17 protein-coding genes are annotated in these 16,534 nt (G+C 61.1%); 9 read left to right on the forward strand and 8 right to left on the reverse strand.

Annotation, left to right across the window (positions count from 1 at the left end; genetic code table 11):
* Positions 1 to 34: 34 nt before the first annotated feature.
* On the forward strand, positions 35 to 241 hold the full coding sequence (locus tag AK829_RS01170) for a hypothetical protein (RefSeq protein ID WP_052203518.1): 207 nt from the start codon (positions 35 to 37) through the stop codon (positions 239 to 241).
* Between the two features lie 21 nt (positions 242 to 262).
* Here AK829_RS01170 and AK829_RS01175 read toward each other — a convergent pair whose 3' ends face one another.
* Positions 263 to 1,867 carry a CYTH and CHAD domain-containing protein gene (locus AK829_RS01175; RefSeq protein ID WP_052203519.1) on the reverse strand — a complete coding sequence of 535 codons (1,605 nt, stop codon included), beginning with the start codon at positions 1,865 to 1,867 and terminating at the stop codon, positions 263 to 265.
* A gap of 103 nt (positions 1,868 to 1,970) precedes the next feature.
* Positions 1,971 to 2,933: a hypothetical protein gene (locus AK829_RS01180; protein WP_052203520.1), complete on the reverse strand. Its 963-nt coding sequence runs from the start codon at positions 2,931 to 2,933 to the stop codon at positions 1,971 to 1,973.
* A 539-nt stretch (positions 2,934 to 3,472) separates the two neighbouring features.
* Between AK829_RS01180 and AK829_RS01185 the strand changes: the two genes are divergently transcribed.
* From AK829_RS01185 to AK829_RS01205, 6 genes are all read left to right on the forward strand, one after another.
* Positions 3,473 to 4,801, forward strand: a complete 1,329-nt coding sequence (locus tag AK829_RS01185) for a glutamine synthetase family protein (protein WP_052203522.1) — start codon at positions 3,473 to 3,475, stop codon at positions 4,799 to 4,801.
* A complete protein-coding gene (locus AK829_RS01190; protein WP_052203523.1) occupies positions 4,798 to 7,731 on the forward strand; it encodes a bifunctional [glutamine synthetase] adenylyltransferase/[glutamine synthetase]-adenylyl-L-tyrosine phosphorylase in 2,934 nt (977 codons plus the stop codon). The genes AK829_RS01185 and AK829_RS01190 overlap by 4 nt, the downstream gene beginning before the upstream one ends.
* Before the next feature lie 9 nt (positions 7,732 to 7,740).
* On the forward strand, positions 7,741 to 8,016 hold the full coding sequence (locus tag AK829_RS01195) for a hypothetical protein (RefSeq protein WP_052203524.1): 276 nt from the start codon (positions 7,741 to 7,743) through the stop codon (positions 8,014 to 8,016).
* A gap of 21 nt (positions 8,017 to 8,037) precedes the next feature.
* Complete coding sequence (thrC, locus tag AK829_RS01200; protein WP_052203525.1) at positions 8,038 to 9,516, forward strand: threonine synthase; 1,479 nt, start codon at positions 8,038 to 8,040, stop codon at positions 9,514 to 9,516.
* 2 nt (positions 9,517 to 9,518) lie between these two features.
* A complete protein-coding gene (locus AK829_RS12630; protein ID WP_168156384.1) occupies positions 9,519 to 9,683 on the forward strand; it encodes a hypothetical protein in 165 nt (54 codons plus the stop codon).
* 200 nt (positions 9,684 to 9,883) lie between these two features.
* Positions 9,884 to 10,723: a trypsin-like serine protease gene (locus AK829_RS01205; RefSeq protein ID WP_232305760.1), complete on the forward strand. Its 840-nt coding sequence runs from the start codon at positions 9,884 to 9,886 to the stop codon at positions 10,721 to 10,723.
* Here the strand turns inward: AK829_RS01205 and AK829_RS01210 are convergent.
* Positions 10,707 to 11,456, reverse strand: a complete 750-nt coding sequence (locus AK829_RS01210; protein WP_052203529.1) for a hypothetical protein — start codon at positions 11,454 to 11,456, stop codon at positions 10,707 to 10,709. The two genes, AK829_RS01205 and AK829_RS01210, sit on opposite strands and share 17 nt — an antisense overlap.
* Before the next feature lie 28 nt (positions 11,457 to 11,484).
* Between AK829_RS01210 and AK829_RS01215 the strand changes: the two genes are divergently transcribed.
* On the forward strand, positions 11,485 to 12,009 hold the full coding sequence (locus AK829_RS01215) for an NUDIX hydrolase (protein ID WP_052206304.1): 525 nt from the start codon (positions 11,485 to 11,487) through the stop codon (positions 12,007 to 12,009).
* A 13-nt stretch (positions 12,010 to 12,022) separates the two neighbouring features.
* On the opposite strand, the gene AK829_RS01220 is transcribed toward AK829_RS01215, so the two are convergent.
* The 4 genes from AK829_RS01220 to AK829_RS01240 all read right to left on the reverse strand — a co-directional run bounded on the left by AK829_RS01220 (position 12,023) and on the right by AK829_RS01240 (position 14,329).
* Positions 12,023 to 12,337, reverse strand: a complete 315-nt coding sequence (locus AK829_RS01220; RefSeq protein ID WP_157045271.1) for a hypothetical protein — start codon at positions 12,335 to 12,337, stop codon at positions 12,023 to 12,025.
* A gap of 26 nt (positions 12,338 to 12,363) precedes the next feature.
* The gene (locus AK829_RS01225; RefSeq protein WP_083439701.1) at positions 12,364 to 13,116 is read right to left on the reverse strand and encodes a hypothetical protein; all 753 of its coding nucleotides are present in this window, start codon (positions 13,114 to 13,116) and stop codon (positions 12,364 to 12,366) included.
* A 66-nt stretch (positions 13,117 to 13,182) separates the two neighbouring features.
* Positions 13,183 to 13,767: a VIT1/CCC1 transporter family protein gene (locus AK829_RS01235; protein WP_070495952.1), complete on the reverse strand. Its 585-nt coding sequence runs from the start codon at positions 13,765 to 13,767 to the stop codon at positions 13,183 to 13,185.
* 136 nt (positions 13,768 to 13,903) lie between these two features.
* Positions 13,904 to 14,329 (reverse strand): cytidine deaminase, encoded by a 426-nt coding sequence (locus AK829_RS01240; RefSeq protein WP_052203539.1) that lies wholly within the window; start codon positions 14,327 to 14,329, stop codon positions 13,904 to 13,906.
* A gap of 66 nt (positions 14,330 to 14,395) precedes the next feature.
* Here AK829_RS01240 and AK829_RS01245 point away from each other — a divergent pair, with 66 nt between their 5' ends.
* The gene (locus AK829_RS01245; protein ID WP_052203541.1) at positions 14,396 to 15,688 is read left to right on the forward strand and encodes a thymidine phosphorylase; all 1,293 of its coding nucleotides are present in this window, start codon (positions 14,396 to 14,398) and stop codon (positions 15,686 to 15,688) included.
* A 22-nt stretch (positions 15,689 to 15,710) separates the two neighbouring features.
* Here AK829_RS01245 and AK829_RS01250 read toward each other — a convergent pair.
* A partial coding sequence (locus tag AK829_RS01250; protein ID WP_083439702.1) for an Abi family protein occupies positions 15,711 to 16,534 on the reverse strand: 824 nt, incomplete at its 5' end.

Below are 16,534 nucleotides of genomic sequence, written 5' to 3' on the forward strand. Positions count from 1 at the left end.
TACAGTACCAACTCACGCAGGTACACTTTCGGCCATGAGCGACGACAAGTTCTACTACAACCCCGAAACCGGCGAAGTCACCCAAGGCAAGGTTGCGTCCTGGGACAACCGCATGGGCCCGTACGACACCCGCGAGGCCGCCGAGCACGCCATCGCCATTGCGAAAGAGCGCACCCGGCTTGCCGACGCCGCCGACCAAGCCGACGACAACTGGGGCGAACCCGCCTCCTGGGAGAAGTAATCCCGCAGGGTTTGGGTGCGGCTACTTCGAGATCTTCTTGAAGGCCTTCTTCAGTTCTCGGATGGAGGCGTCGTAGGAGGACAACGCGGCGTCGCCAAGCATGAGCTCCCGCTGGTAGAGCAAACCGTAAGCGAAGGTGTCCTCGTCGCGCTCGCGGGCCTCATCGGCTAGGCGCAGGATGCGATCGCGCGAGGTCACCGCGTCCTGGAAATCACCCAACACGGTCTGCAGCGCCTTCGCCGCCTTGGCCAAGCGCCCCGTCTTAATGCCCGCAGCCTCCGCGGCCGCCGTGGCGTAACGCAACTTCTTCACGGCCTTGCGCACGTCATGCACGTAGTCCTCGCGCTTGTGCAGCGGCAAATCCGTGTCGTGGTAATGCTCCGCCACCTTCGCGTCGCGCTTGTGCACCTTCTTAAACGCCTTCTCAAGATGCTCCATGAGGATCTTTGTGTCCGTCTCACCCTCGTTGGCTTCCTCGTCTTCTTCTTCGGCGCGGGTGTGCACCGGCGGGGCGGCGAGCAGCTCATCGATGGCGTCCAGCATGTTCAGGAAACGCTCACCGTCCAGCATCGCGACGATCTCTGCGTGCGCGGCGGTGTAGTCCGCGCGCATGTCGCCCGCGATGTGGCTGCGGGTGGCCTCATCGATCATCCCGCTCTCATCGGTCTCCAACAGCTCGATGAAACGCTCCTCAACCACCTCAGCGTCGCGCGCAACGCCCAAGACCGCGGCGGTTTCCTTCAGCTCCGCCTCAAGATCTGCCAGCTGCTCGCCCTCGAGAATGCCCTCGAACGTCTCCAGCAGCGAGCGCATCTCACGCGTAGCCACGCGCAGCTGGTGCACCGAATCAAACTCATCGGCGCGCACCTTCGGGTCCCACGCCACAATCTCATCCCGCTGCGCGCGCACCGCCGCGATCACAGCCGCAGCCGGCGAGCCCTCCTCCAACTCCGGCTCCTGCAAATGCGGCGGCAGGGGAGCGGCGCGCACCGATTCACCCAGCGCCGTGGCCAGTTTCGACGGCGACGACGACTTCCTCGCACCACTATTAATAAGGAAAGACGTAGCCTGACGGATCATCGCGTGGCCCTCCTCAGTACCCGCAATCGACTCCGCCAGCTCAAGCTCCCACTCGCGCCACGACGTACGCTCACCACCGGGAAGCAGTGACCAGGCGGTGACGTGATCGTCGCAAAACTCTGCGATGACCTGGTCTTCCTCGTTGGCCAACTTGGACTCCACCCTGCGGTTATCCACCTGCGCCACCGGCTCTAGCGGCACATTGCGCACAATCGCACGCACCTGATCCAGCAGCTCACTTGGGATCGTGGCCGGATCATCCAACGGTGCGCGCAATTCTTGACGACCATCACCGTCCGCCGGCAACTTCAAGTGCCAGCCGTCATCGGCGCCTCCTTTACGACGCCGGAGCGTAACCTTCTGCCGCGTAAGCCTCAGATCAGGCGTGTCGTAATACACCGCGGACAAGTTGTGCTCCGTGGTGTCCTTCATCGCGCTCACCCCCGGCAGCTGCGTTAAATCCGGCACCGCCGTCGAATCATCCACGGCAAGCTTGATCTCCACCTCCAGGTGGCGCTCTGCCTGCTTGTTCTTCTTCTCGCCCATGGGGTGGCCTCCTTTGATTGGGTATTAGCTACAACGATAGTCGCGGGCGGTGTGAGTCGCCCGGGGTGTGGTGTGGCGGTGCGGGTGGCGGTTGGCGTTCCGGTTATCCGGTGGCCGGGTAGCGCCAGTGCTCGCCGATGTGTGGGCGTTCGCGTGTTGCTTTGGTTAGCGGTTCGCCGAGTAGCTCGGATCGCGCTTTGATTTCAAGGAAGCGGCGGACACACTCTGCTTCATTGCGGAGGAGTTCGGGCACTGTGATGCGAAGCACTTCATAGAGCTGGGAACGGATCCAGTTTTCACGCTGCAGTTGTTCGAGGGCCGCTCGTTTGGGGTCTTCGTCGAGTTTGACCGCGCCATCAATTTCGGCCACAGCTTGGCCCCATACAAAGTCTGGCCGGACGTGTTTGCCAATCCACATCTGCTCCTGGGCAACAATGCCGTGTTCTCGCAGCACGACGCGGAAGAGCGATTCGTACGGCGACTCCGAACAGGTCGAACTCCACTCCAACGCCTGCCTTGCCTTGTCAATGCCCTTCTTCCCGGTCATCCGCCGAATCGTGGCTTCGAGATCTTCACGTATCTTCTGTCGCTCCCACGGCTTCTGTGCTTTGTGGAACAACGAGTCTATAGCTATGACCCCGTGGCGTACCCCGTGGATGCGTGCAATATCTACTGCGGTTCGAACGGGGTTGGTGACGCGGAGTTTGTCCGTGGTTCCTGTGGGGGTGAATGCGATGGTGTCCATGTCCGGGATGTGCATACTGGAGTAAGTCACACCTTGGGGCCAGAATTTTGGACCCCTGGGTTTCGGATGTGCAAGATGGACAGGAGCATCGTTGTCGGGAAGCGTCCAAATGCTGTGAATAGCCGCAGCTGAACGACCGATCAAGACTGCGCTTCGCGTGGCCGCCCCCACGGCATAGCAGCGAAGAAACTCCTGCTCGTGGCGTTTTAGTGCCTGCCAATCCGACGTTGCGATGAACTTGGTTGCCGACAACTTCTCACACACCTGCTGGTCCGCCCGGCCAGGACGGATCAGACGATCAATGAGTGCGTAAATGTCCACAATTTCCCCCCGAAAATGTTGCTGCGTTGAGGGGAGTTTAACGCATGCAGGCGCGGTCGCACCACCGCATTCGCATGGAAATACTGTTTTCCGTCTTGCTGTGTCGATCCGAGCATCCGGATGCGTCTTTCTATGCGCCAGAACCCGTTCGGAGGACCCCGTTTAGACCGTAGAATCGCAGCGGAAACGGGGTCCACTAAACGGGGTTTAGGTGTGGCGGCGTCGGGAGCCACAACAGGGGTGGTTTCAGCGAGGGATTTGGGCAGGGTGGTTCATTTCCTGACTTCGATGTGTTAGCTCTGGCATTGCCGTAGAGGTCGAGTGGCCAAAACCCGTTCGGAGGACCCCGTTTAGACTGTAGAATCGCAGCGGAAACGGGGTCCACTAAACGGGGTTTAGGTGTGGCGGCGCCAAAAACGGCGCTGGGAACGGCGTCCGGGTCGGCCGGGGACGGTGTCGGGCCCAACCCACCAACCGCACACTCCAAACCCACACAAACCCACTCAACCCCACCCCCAACAAAAGCTAAACTTCCCACCATGAGCTCTCAAACGGACAACGTGCTGCGCTTGGTGGAGCAGCAGGACATCGCTTTCATTCGTCTGTGGTTTACGGATATTTCGGGGAGTTTGAAGACGGTGATGATGTCGCCGGCGGAGTTGGAGTCGGCGTTTGAGGAGGGGGTGGGCTTTGATGGGAGTTCGATTGAGGGGTTTAGTCGTGTGTCGGAGTCGGATACGTTGTTGAGGCCGGATCCGTCGACGTTCCAGATTTTGCCGTTTGATGAGGACGCGGGTTTGCAGACGGCGCGTATGTTCTGCGATATCACGATGCCGGATGGGGATCCGTTGTTTGCGGATCCTCGTCAAGTGCTGAGGCGTCAGATGAATGCGGCGCGTGAGATGGGGTTTGAGTTTTTCGCCAGCCCTGAGATTGAGTTTTATGTGGTCAAGCCGGGTGAGGACAAGATTACGCCGGCGGATAAGGGTGGGTATTTCGATCAGGCGAAGCGAAATGAGGCGCCGAAGTTGCGTCGCCAAGCCATTGCGGCGTTGGAGTACATGGGCATCACCACGGAGTTTTCTCACCATGAGGCGAGCCCGGGGCAGCAGGAGATTGATCTGCGGCATACGGATGCGTTGACTATGGCGGATAATGTGGTCACGTTTCGGTACATCGTGAAGACGGTCGCGGAGGCGACGGGTGTGCATGCGACGTTTATGCCGAAGCCGTTTCCGCATTTGGATGGGTCGGCGATGCATACGCATTTTTCGTTGTTTGAGGGTGAGACGAATGCGTTTCATGATCCGGATGATGAGATCAGTTTGTCGCGGGTGGGGCGTCAGTTCATCGCAGGCATTATTGAGCATGCGCCGGAGATTTCGGCGGTGACGAATCAGTGGGTGAATTCCTATAAGCGTTTGCAGTTTGGGTCTGAGGCGCCGACGGCGGCTACGTGGGGTATTTCGAATCGTTCGGCGATGGTGCGTGTGCCTACGTATCGGCTGCATAAGGCGGATTCGCGGCGTATTGAGGTCCGTTCGCTGGACTCGGCCTGCAACCCTTACCTAGCGTTTGCGGCGGTGTTGGCCGCGGGCTTGAAGGGTATTGAGGGCGAGTATGAGCTTGATGAGCCGGCGCGTGATGATGTGTTTGCGTTGACGCGTCGTGAACGTCGCGCGATGGGGTATCGGGATTTGCCGGGCTCGCTTGACCAGGCGCTTCGTCACCTTGAGCGTTCGGAATTTATGGCTGAGGTGTTGGGTGAGCAGGTGTTTGAGTTCTTCTTGCGCACGAAGTGGGATGAGTGGCATGAGTATCAGTCGCAGGTCACGCCGTGGGAGATTGAGACTGGGTTGGATCTATGATCAGCCCCGCGAAACTTGGTCTGACTAGCCGCCGCGCCGCCGAGGACCTCGAAGCCCTTGGCCTAAAAGATGAGGCCTCCTTGTGGACGCTCGCAGGCGCCGCCGATCCTGACCTTGCCTTGAACAATGCGCATCGCTTCGCCAACGGCAGGAGCCTTTTGCTTGACGACGCCCAACGCACCCCTTTCTTCGCCCTCATGGGCGGGTCCACCGCCTTGGCGGATCACTTGATTGCACATCCTGAGCTTTTGGAGACGCTGACGCTGCCGCTGCCAAGTGCGCAGGAAGCGGACGAGTTTATGGCGAAGGCCGCCACGGATGAAAAAGCGTTGAAGAACGCGCATCGGACGTTGGTGATGCGGGTGGCCGCTAGGGATTTGGCGGGTACGTTTTCCGCGGTGAAGGGCTTCGGCGAGGGTGAGCCGTTGGGCTATCGCGCGGTGACGGAGGCGTTGACCAACATCGCGGACGCTGCGCTGAAGGCTGCGCTACAACTTGCCACGCAGCGGGTGTATGGCGAGGAGGAGCCGGATGCGACGCTGGCGGTGATCGCCATGGGTAAGTGTGGCGCGCGGGAGCTCAATTACATCTCTGACGTGGACGTGATCTTTGTGGCCGATGAGGTGACAACGAAGATCACGCGGGTGGCATCCGAGTTCATCAAGATTGGTTCGGCGGCGTTTTTTGAGGTGGATGCGGGGTTGCGTCCTGAAGGAAAGGCGGGCGCGTTGGTGCGCACGCTGGATTCGCACGTGACCTATTACAAACGGTGGGCGCAGACGTGGGAGTTCCAGGCGCTGCTCAAAGCGCGTCCGATGGCGGGGGATATGGAGCTTGGCCAGCAGTATGTGGACGCGGTGGGGCCGATGGTGTGGGAGGCGTCCCAGCGCGACAGTTTTGTTGAGGACGTCCAGGCCATGCGCCGCCGCGTGCTAGACAACGTGCCGGAGGGCGTGCGTTCGCGCGAGCTGAAGCTGGGCTACGGGGGGCTGCGCGATGTGGAGTTTGCGGTCCAGTTGTTGCAGTTGGTGCACGGGCGTATCGACGCCACGTTGCGCACCCGCAACACCATCGACGCACTCGAAGCACTTTCTCAAGGCGGCTACGTGGGCCGCGAGGACGCCAAGGCGCTGATTGGTGCGTATGAGTTTTTGCGCCTGCTGGAGCACCGGCTGCAGTTGCAGCGGTTTAAGCGCACACACCAGTTGCCGGAGGCTGATGATGAGCGCCGGATGCGGTGGTTGGCAAGGTCGGCGGGGTTTGTGGCGTCGACAAGCAAAAGTGCCATAGGTGAGATGGAAGCTGAGCTGAAGCGTGTCCGCGACACCGTGTCCACCCTGCATGAGCGGCTGTTCTACCGGCCGCTGCTGGGTGCTGTGGTGGATCTGACGGTGGGCGAGGCGGCGCTGTCGGCGGACGATGTGAAGGCGCGTCTTGCGGCCCTTGGGTACCGCCACCCGGCGCGCGCTTACGACCACCTGGCGGCGTTGGTCAAGGGCACGTCGCGCAAGGCGAAGCTGCAGGCGATTTTGCTGCCAACGTTGATGACGTGGCTGGCCAGCACCGCGGATCCCGGCGCGGGCCTGTTGAACTATCGCAAGCTGTCTGAGGCGGCGGAGGATAAGCCGTGGTTCTTGCGGATGCTGCGTGATGAGGGCGTGGTGTCCATGCGTCTGATGAAGATCCTGGGCAATTCGCCGTACACCTCCGATCTGATCATTGCGGCGCCTGAAGTGGTCAAGTTGCTTGGAGACGGCTCCGCGGGCCCCCGCCTCATCGAACCCGCACCGGATCAGGTGAAGAAGGCGATCATTGCGGCCTCAAAGCGCTACCAGGATGATGCGGACAAGGCGGTGAGTGTGGCGCGTTCGTTGCGGCGCGCGGAGCTTGCGCGTATCGCCTCGGCCGACCTGTTGGGGCTGATGGAAGTGCGCCAGGTGTGCCTGGAGCTGACCATTATTTGGGACGCCGTGCTGCAAGCCGCCCTGTTGGCGGAGATCCGTACTGATCTTGCGGAGCGCGGCGTGAGTGCGGAGCCTGCGCGCATTGCCATTATCGGCATGGGCCGGCTTGGCGGTGGGGAGCTGGGCTACGGCTCGGATGCGGACGTGATGGCGGTGGCCGAACCTGTTGAAGGCGCGAATGAGGAAGAGGCGTTGGCGTGGGCGAGCCGCATGATTGAGCAGATGCGTGCGCGCCTGTCCAAGCCCTCGGGCGATCCGCCGCTTGAGGTGGACCTGGGGTTGCGGCCTGAGGGGCGCTCGGGACCTGTCGTGCGCACGATTGCTTCCTATGAGCGCTACTACACCGAATGGGGCGAGGTCTGGGAGTACCAGGCGCTGCTGCGCGCCACCGTGATCGCCGGTGATGAGGAGGTCGGCGAGCGCTTCCTGCACATGGCGGATGCGTTTAGGTACCCGGATGGCGGCACCCCGCCATCTGCCGTGCGCGAAATCCGGCGTATCAAGGCGCGTGTGGATGATGAACGGCTGCCTCGCAACGCCGACCGTTCCGTACACACCAAACTTGGACGCGGGGCGCTGGCGGACGTGGAGTGGACCGTGCAGCTTCTGACCATGATGCACGCACACAAGCACCCGCAGCTGCACACCACCTCCACGCTTGAGGCGCTGGACTACCTGGCGGAGCTGGACGACCCGGACGTGCTCCCCGCCGCCCAAGCCCGGACGCTGCGCACCGCATGGCTGACCGCCACGCGCGCCCGAAACGCGCTGGTCTTGGTGTCCGGAAAGCGCACGGACCAGCTGCCCGCGCCGGGCCCACACCTGGCGCAGGTTGCCGGATCGGCTGGTTATGACCCGGATGATCAGCAGCAGTTTTTGGAGGACTACCTGCGCATTACCCGCCGCGCGCACCGCGTGGTGGAGGAGGTGTTCTGGGGCGAGGCGCCCTCACTGGAGCACGAGTAGCCTTGTGCCATGGCTGTGAATATGACGATTGATCTGGCTGACGCCACCTACACGGACCTGGTGGCGTTGGTAGAGGCCGCCCGCGTTGCTGGCGTGGCCCCCGATGCAAAGCTTGCGCTTGAGGGCGAGACGCTCACGCTGCAGGTAGAGCCTGCGATCACGGCGCCGAAGGAGGAGCCGGAGGCGGAAGTTGCGGCGCATCGTCCGTTGCCGCCGCTTGGAGACGCCGCGATTCGCTCCGTGGTGGACATCCTCACCGGCCGTCAAGAGCCACCGCGCCACTAGCACCACGTAGACTGTTGCGTTGTGGATTACATCTCAACGCGCGACCCGCACTCGACTGCCCATTCGTTTACTGACATCCTGCTGCAGGGCCTAAGCCCAGACGGCGGGTTGTACATGCCCGCTGTTTACCCGCAGATCAGCGGCGACATGCTTGATCAGTGGCGCACGCTGCTGGCACAGAAGGGGTATGCAGCGCTCGCTGCCGAGGTGCTCAAGCTGTACGTGGACGATATTCCGCCGCAGGTGATTGAGCAGCTCACGGCGAAGGCGTACACCACCGAGGGCGGCAAGTTTGCCCACGAGGAGATCGTGCCGGTGACGTGCCTGGAGGATGACAAGCTCTACATCGCCCACCTGTCTGAGGGCCCGACCGCGGCGTTTAAGGACATGGCGATGCAGCTGCTCGGCGAGCTGTTCGAGTTTGAGTTGGGCCGCCGCGGCGAGGAGATCAACATCCTGGGCGCCACCTCCGGTGATACGGGCTCTTCTGCGGAGTACGCCATGCGTGGCCGTGACGGCATCCGCGTGTTCATGCTCACCCCGGCGGGGCGCATGACGCCGTTCCAACAGGCGCAAATGTTTGGTCTGGATGACCCGAACATTTTCAACATCGCGCTCGATGGCGTGTTTGATGACTGTCAGGATGTGGTCAAGGAAGTCAACGGGGATGCGGCGTTTAAGTCCAAGTACTCGATTGGTGCGGTCAACTCCATTAACTGGGCTCGTTTGCTCGCGCAGATTGTGTACTACATTTCCAGCTACCTGAAGGTGACGGAAAGCAACGAGCAGAAGGTCTCGTTCAGCGTGCCTACCGGCAATTTTGGTGATGTGTGCGCAGGCCACATTGCCAAGCAGATGGGGCTGCCGATTGACAAGCTGATCGTGGCCACCAACGAAAATGACGTGTTGGATGAGTTCTTTGTCACCGGCGAGTACCGCCCGCGCTCTGCGGAGGAGACGTTTGCAACGTCCTCGCCGTCGATGGACATCTCCAAGGCCTCGAACTTTGAGCGCATGATTTTTGATGCCACACTGCGCAACCCCACGCTTACCGCCGAGCTGTTTGGCACCAAGGTGAAAGACGGCGGCTTCAATGCTGATGACTTCGGTGCGGCAGGCGAGGAGGTCATGGCGCGGATTCGTGATGAGTTTGGGTTCCTCTCCGGCACCTCTACCCATGAGGACCGTTTGGAGATCATCCGCCAGCTGAAGGAAGACTTCTGGATTGTGGTGGACCCGCACACGGCTGATGGTGTGTCGGCTGCGCAGCAGCACAAGCTGGATACCCCGGTGATCGTGCTGGAGACCGCACTGCCGGTGAAGTTCAGCCGCACCATTTATGAAGCGATTGAGGAATACCCGAGGGTGCCGGAGCGCTTCAAGGGGATTATGGACGCTGAGCGCCACGTCACCGACCTGCCCAATGACACCGAGGCGGTCAAGCAGTTCATTGCCAACGCCATTGACAACACGGACAATACGGACAACACGGAGGTCTAACCATGGCACAGGAGCAGTTCGCAGGCCCGGAGCAGTACACGGAGTTTGATCCAGAGAAGTTCATCCGTGACCTGAAGATTCAGGCGGAAGAGGCCGCGAAGGAGAAGGCTGAAGCACAACAAGGGGCGCAACAAGAGGCGCAGAACGAGGACAAGGCGGGGCAGTAAGCACGAACCCGCAGGAACCGGGTCAGCGCGACGAGTTTGGTGCTGCCCGGAAGTATCAGACTGGCGCGGGCCCTGCGTGGGCGTTTCCTGAGCAGGGCCCGCCTCAGCCTGCCCAACAAACACACCGCCGGCCGGGCGCGGCGTGGTTGTTTGCCGTCGTCGCCGTATTAGCACTGGTTGCGGGCGTGGTGTGGTTGGGGGTGACCACATCCCAGGTGCCAAGCTCTACGGACGCAGAGCGCCAGGCGCTCGAAGAGGTCCGTACTCCGCCAGGCGAGGTGCCTCCGGAAGATGAGCCGCAGCAGCCGGCGAATCAGGTGTTGGTGCCGGAGTACGCGGTGTGGGCGCCGGGCACGAAGATTCAGACCACGGACCATTACCCGGCGCCGGGGGAGAGTTTTACCGCGCAGTCGTGCACGGTGGCGTTTTCCTTCAGTGATATCCACGGCCGCAACTACGCCGTGACCGCTGGGCATTGCGGGCACGAGGGGGATTTGGTGTGGCCGACGAACGCTACGTTTGCCTCCGATTATGAGCGCGAGGCCGGCCGGTTCATTTACTCCGGTCTGTTTAACCCGGGTGGGGAGCGCGTTGACATTGGCATCATTGAGATCACTGACCCGGAGCGCGCCATGGAGGTTGTGGGTGATCCCATCCCAACCGGTATTGCGCAGGACATTCCCGCCCCCGGCCATGTGTGCAAGACAGGCGGGACCACGGGTTATACGTGCGGTGAGTTCCTAGAGACCCAGCGCGTGCAGATTGTAGACACCATGGTGGAAGAACAGCTGCCCACCTTCGGCGACATTGCGGGCGTGTGCGTCTCCCCGGGGGACTCCGGCGGGCCGGTGTTTAGTGAAGTCAACGGCCGCGCCGTGATCATCGGCGTGGTGTCCGGCACCGAGGCGGGCCGCTCCGATGAGGAGTGCTTCGAGGGGATGGACAACCCGAAGCGCATGAGTTACTCCAACATTGAGCAGCTCATGGGCGTGATCCACGCGGTGGTGCCCGAGCCGGCGTGGGTTACTCAGTCGTGGTAAACAGCTCGCCGCGGCGAATCTCCATGTATGTGCCGCGCACGCGCTGCCCGGCAGCAACCTCCTCGTCGGTGTAAGCACTGGTTCGCAGTCGGTCCAAGCCAGGCTCCAGAGGGAGACGCTTCCAGGTCTGCTCCAGTTCGCTCAGCTTGCTTGCCGACGCCACGTCCAACCACCCCAACGCCACCTCAACCCCAGCGGCGCTGTTGTAGTTCACAAACGCTAGCGAGTCCGCGTCTTCGTCTGCAGCAAACGTTGTGTATTTCTCAATGCTTGCCGGTGGCAGCGTGGAGAAGCAGAATCCCAAAAAACTTATGCGCATGTTGTTTGGGGTGGTCAGCACAAGTGTGTCCAGGCAGTTTTGCTCCAGCAGGCGTGAGAGGTGCCCGGTGAACTCTGCCGTGGACGCCATCGCGGTTTCCGTGGCTTTTCCGCGAACGATGACCCCGGTTTCGCCGACGGCTGATTCCACATCCGTGATCAGGTAGGGGCGGATGCTGGCAAGGACATTCGCTTCGTCTCGAAGCGGCGGGTTCCACGCCTGGCGCGGATCCTGCTCAGTTGTGGTTGTGGTGCTTGCTGTACCGGTTGCGGCGCTGCCGTCTGCGGCGCTGGCATCCGCCTCTGCGTCCGCGCGGTAGCTCACTAGCATGGCCATGGCAACGATGAGGGTGAGCACGATTGCTCCGTAGCCGATGACAAAAATCGGGGTGGGGATGCGTTTGTTCGTGCTCATGATGACAGGAAGTCTACACTTGGCAACCATGCCAATCCCGGAGTTCATTGTTCAGACACGCGCCAAGATCGGCACCGACCTTATGTGGCTGCCCTCAGTGGCCGCGGTGGTGCTGCGAGATTCAACGGACAATTCCGTCTGGGCCGTCCCCGAGGTGCTGTTGGTCAAGCGTGCCGACAACGGTAAGTGGACCCCAATTACCGGCATTGCGGACCCGGGAGAGGAGCCACATGACGCGGCTGTTCGCGAAGTCCTGGAGGAGACCGGAGTGCGCGTGAGCGCCGCTGCACTGCTGGGCGTGGGGGCGGTTGGTCCCGTGACCCATGACAACGGCGATAAGGCCAGCTACATGTCGGTGCAGATTCGTTGCGAGGCCGACGATCCGAACCAAGTACCCGTGGTGGGTGATGACGAGTCCACTGAGGTCGGCTGGTTCCCGATCTCAAACATGCCGGTGACCGACCCGAAGTGGCGTTTGGTGATTGGAGACGCCGCCGCGCAGCGCAAGCACCCCACCTCATTTACCCCCCGCTTTGGGCTGAAGAAGCGCTAGCTCCTTCACCGGACTACTTCGCAACAAGGGTGAAGGTGTAGACCTCACCCGTATCCGGGTTGGTCAGCTGGGCGCTGGTGGTGCCAACGCCTACCGCGCGGAAGCTCGGGCCGGATTCAAAGGTTGCGATCGTCTCGTCTTCAACGCTGCCCTCAGTCCACGCATCCGGATCTAGGTTCTCGCCAACGGGGACGACGAGCGGCTGATGCTTGGTAATGGTCACCTTCGCGCCGTCGAGACTGTCCACAGTGACGTAGACCGGCGCCTCAAGGTCCACCCCGCCGTTGTTGGTGCAGGCGGTGGTGAGGGTTAACGTGAGCGTCGTCAAGAGTAAAGCCCCAAAGCGCTTCATCTTTACCAGCCCCGACCCTGCTGTGGCATTGGCTGCGGCTGCCCAAACGGTGACTGTGGTGCAGGCGCCGGACGCGTGCCCTTCACCAACATCCAAACGGCAATGCCCAGGCCAATCAGGGAGCACAGCAACCACAGGTACCAGCCGGCGGCCAGGGAACCGTACATGCCGTCAATCTGGAACGCGGTCACGATGGTGGTCAGCAACTGTGCGCCACCCGCGACAGCTGCGACAATCGCCGCAATCTTGTCACGGCCAAGAAAGCCAACAACCGTGGCGCCGACGTACAACAAGATCACGGCGATGGACCCGATCAGCATGCCAGCATCTGGACCGCCGAGCCCCTCTTCGAAGTACTCCTGGCCAATCGTGCCGAAACCGGTGCCCTCATAGGACATCGAGCCCCACCAGTTGAACGTCAGCGCTGCGCTGCCGAGACCTTCCCATGCAAGAGCGACCGCCGCCACCGGCAGGAAGCTGCCCAGAAGCGACGCAACGGTCAACGCCAAGTAAGACCAAGTTGGCCAGCCCGGACCGCGACGCTTCGGTGCTGGCTGGCCGAACGGTTGACCGGGAAACTGCTGGACTGGGCCGGGCCCGAACTGTGGCTGGCCACCAAACTGTGGCTGACCCCCAAACTGTGGCTGGCCACCGAATTGCGGCTGGCCAGGACCTTGAGCAGGTCCAGGACCCTGTCCGAACTGCGGCTGACCCCCAAACTGTGACTGCTGGTTCGGATTAAACGGCGAAGACATACGCACCCCTCACGTTCAAATAAGCTTGGTAAATGCCAAAAGCTTACAACGGGAGTACACAGGCCTCTACAGCTGGCTGCCGAACAGGGAGCCGACAAGGAAGGTAGCGCCAAGCGCCAACGTGCCTCCGAGTACCACACGCACAACGGAGCGCCCAACAGCCGCGCCACCGAGCTTGGCGGACAGTGCGCCGGTGAGCGACAAGGACACCAGCGTCAAAGCAAAGATCGCAACCACGCGGGCCGACACCGGGGTGAGCACGGCTGCAGCGAACGGCAGCGCTGCGCCCAACAGGAACGCAAGAAAGGAGGCGATTGCTGCGGACCACGGGTTGACTAAGTGATGATCGGCTAAACCTTGGACTCGCTCTGAGTCGCGTTGGGAGGACACGGAGACGTATTCACCCAGCGCCATCGAGATCGCGCCACCGACAACCGCGGCAAGACCCGCGGTGGCGATAGCGGAGAGGCTGTCGGTGGCACCCGCAACACCCACCACCACGGCGGCGGTGGACACGATGCCGTCGTTGGCGCCTAAGACACCTGCGCGCAGTCGGTTCATGCGCTCACCAAGGCCAGCCTCGTGCTGCGGTGGAGTGGCCGGCTCCTGCGCGACGTGAGAGCCGATGATGGGTTCAACTACAACGGTCATGGGGCTCATGATGCACGGGATAAAACCCCTGCACAAGCAAGCAAAGGCTGCCTTTGTGCAGGTCAGGGTAGCTTTCCATAGGGCAGGCTAAGCAGCGCTTCGCACATGTTTGCGCTGCTAGAGTGCGAAATGGAGTCTAGAGCGATTCCGGGCCAAACGAGTAGGGCAACAGTTCCTCGCTGAATTTAAATGAGCGCAAACCCTCCTCGTCTTCCACAATTACGCGCTTGCAGCCGAACTCTCGAAGTACCTGGCGGCACGCACCGCAGGGGAAGCACGGCTCGCCAGGTTTGCCCACAATGGCCACGGCTTCGATGGTGAACCCGGCGTCTGCAACCCCACGCGGTCCAGAGCCCACGATCGCGCCGGCGACGGCGTTGCGCTCGGCGCACATGCTCAAACCGTAGGAGGCGTTTTCAAGGTTGCAGCCGGGGACCACGTGGCCGTTATCAAGCAGCAGCACACTGCCAACCGGAAACTTGGAGTACGGCGCGTACGCACGGGCCTGCGCGTTGCGGGCCTGCTGGATGAGCTGGGCGTCAGTGACTGCGGAGGTGGCCATGGGAACACCTGGTTTTCTACTACCGTGATGGATTGACACCGAAATCATAACCAGAAGGAATTCACCATGGCCGAGCGCTTTGACGCCGTCGATGTCATCCGCACCAAACGCGACAACCAGCCCTTGAGCAAAGAGCAGGTCGACTGGGTGGTGGATGCGTACACTCGCGGCGTGGTTGCCGAGGAACAGATGTCTGCCCTGGCCATGGCCATCTTTCTCAACGGGATGAGCCGTGAAGAGATCGCACAGTGGACCCAGGCCATGATCAACTCGGGTGAGACGATGAGCTTTGCCTCACTTACGCGCGTTACCGCGGACAAGCACTCCACCGGCGGCGTGGGCGACAAGATCACCCTGCCGCTAGCGCCCCTGGTGGCCACCTTCGGCGTGGCGGTGCCGCAGCTTTCCGGACGCGGGTTGGGGCATACCGGCGGCACGCTGGACAAGCTGGAATCCATCCCCGGTTGGCAGGCCGCAATATCCAACGAGCGCATGATGGAGATCCTCGAAGACCCCGGCTGCGTTATCTGTGTCGCAGGTAGCGGTCTTGCCCCGGCTGATAAGAAGCTTTACGCGCTTCGTGACATTACTTCCACCGTGGACTGCATCCCTTTGATCGCAAGCTCCATCATGAGCAAGAAGATTGCCGAGGGTACCGCAAACCTGGTGTTAGACGTCAAGGTTGGATCTGGTGCGTTTATGAAAGACCTTGATACCGCCCGCGAGCTCGCCCAAACCATGGTTGACCTGGGAACTGATGCTGGCACGAACACGGTTGCCTTGATCACTGACATGTCCACCCCACTTGGCCGCAAGGTGGGCAACGCGCTTGAGGTGGAAGAAGCAGTCGAGGTCTTAGCAGGCGGCGGCCCCGATGATGTTGTGGAGCTAACACTTTCGCTTGCCGACGAAATGTTGAAGGCCGCCGGCGTCCCCGACGCCGATACCGCAGCGGCGTTGAAAGACGGCCGCGCCATGGACACGTGGAGGAAGATGATCCGCGCCCAGAGTGGCGACCCGGATGCCGCGCTGCCCACTGCCGCGCACACGCACACCGTGACCGCGGATGCGGACGGTTACCTCGCTGAGCTTGATGCGTTGTCCGTTGGCGTGGCGTCCTGGCGCCTCGGGGCGGGGCGTGCCCGCAGGCAAGATCCCGTGCAGTTCGGTGCCGGCATTGTGTTGCACGCCGTCAAGGGCGACAAGGTTCGCGCAGGCCAGCCGCTGTTTAGTCTGCATACCGACGACGAGTACCGCTTCGAGCGTTCCCTGGAAGTCTTGCGCGACGGCTTTACCATCAGTGCCGAAGCGCCCGCGCGCCGTGAATCCGTGGTGCTTGAGCGTGTCACCGCGCGGTAGGCAGGGGCTTACTGGTTTTGGGTTATGAAGCTCGCGGATGAGAAATACCCTGGCTAAATAACTCTGAAGTACTGGCTAACTGTAGATACTCGTTCAAGAAGCCTTCACGCAGCTTGGTGGTGAACAGGAAATAATCGAGTGCAACGATCACAGCAAACACTGAGTTTCCTGCGTACGAACCGTTCAACCTTTCTGCGCGCCGTTTTACCCCCTCCGGCACCCGAGGAGGATCGACAACGAAACAGTTCCAAAGACGGGAGGAGTGGGCACATTTGTTTCTTATGAACGTGAAAGAACGCAACTGCGGCGACAAGTATGGCTGCCCGACCCCGAGGGCCTTGCAGGTTCCTTGATAAACAGCATTCCCATCATTGCGGAAGCTGATCGCTTTAGACAGTGTCCCTAAAGACAAGGTTTCTACTGCAGCCCATACGGGGACGTCGTCGGTCCACAACTGGTTTACGTCTGTGCAGCCTTTCCGAAACTTTGCGATATATGGCTCACGTGAGCGGTGCAGCTCGCTGAGTATCAGCTCGTTGGTTGCCTTTATGGTTGGGTTAGGAGGGCGCTTGTAAGCATCAGTAGCTAAATACTCTTCGTAAGGGGAATGGATATTCGCTTCGCTGTATGCGAAAGCCGTTCTCGCTGATATTTCTGCGAGGTGAATGCCTTCAAACAACAGGGCACGGAGTTGAACATCGAGGTTGTAAATCTCCACTATGTCGCCCCAGTGAGTATTGGGTTCGAAGTCTTCATTGCCGTGTGAAGGAGCAACCTGGAAGTACCTCATGTAGGGGTTAAGCGACAAAATGTGTGCTTTTTTGGATATGGATTCCCGGTCCTGCC

The sequence above is a fragment of the Corynebacterium riegelii genome, assembly GCF_001263755.1.
In the GTDB taxonomy this organism is placed as follows: domain Bacteria; phylum Actinomycetota; class Actinomycetes; order Mycobacteriales; family Mycobacteriaceae; genus Corynebacterium; species Corynebacterium riegelii.